Source organism: Shewanella sp. T24-MNA-CIBAN-0130 (assembly GCF_040310185.1).
In the GTDB taxonomy this organism is placed as follows: Bacteria; Pseudomonadota; Gammaproteobacteria; order Enterobacterales; family Shewanellaceae; genus Shewanella; species Shewanella psychromarinicola.
On the sequence record NZ_JBEOPP010000306.1, the window covers coordinates 1 to 273 of the forward strand.

General features: G+C 52.7%; 1 protein-coding gene. It reads right to left on the reverse strand.

Translation table 11 applies throughout. The features are described from left to right. A partial coding sequence (locus tag AAEZ02_RS22495; RefSeq protein WP_351125268.1) for a thiamine pyrophosphate-binding protein occupies window positions 1-273 on the reverse strand: 273 nt, incomplete at both ends.

Sequence of the window (273 nt, forward strand, 5' to 3'; positions counted from 1 at the left end):
TGCTTGACGATTGGGCGCGAGACCCCAACCATATCAGTCTCTTGGAACGCATCTTCACCAATTAGACTACTAGGGACCTGTCCTGAGATGACTACCATTGGCACTGAATCCATAAAGGCCGTGGCAATAGCCGTTACCGTATTGGTCGCGCCTGGGCCAGAGGTGGCGAGCACAACACCCGTATTGCCTGTCACTCGCGAATAGGCATCGGCCATATGGCCTGCCGCCTGCTCATGACGCACTAGAATATGCTCAATGACTTCTTGCTTAAAT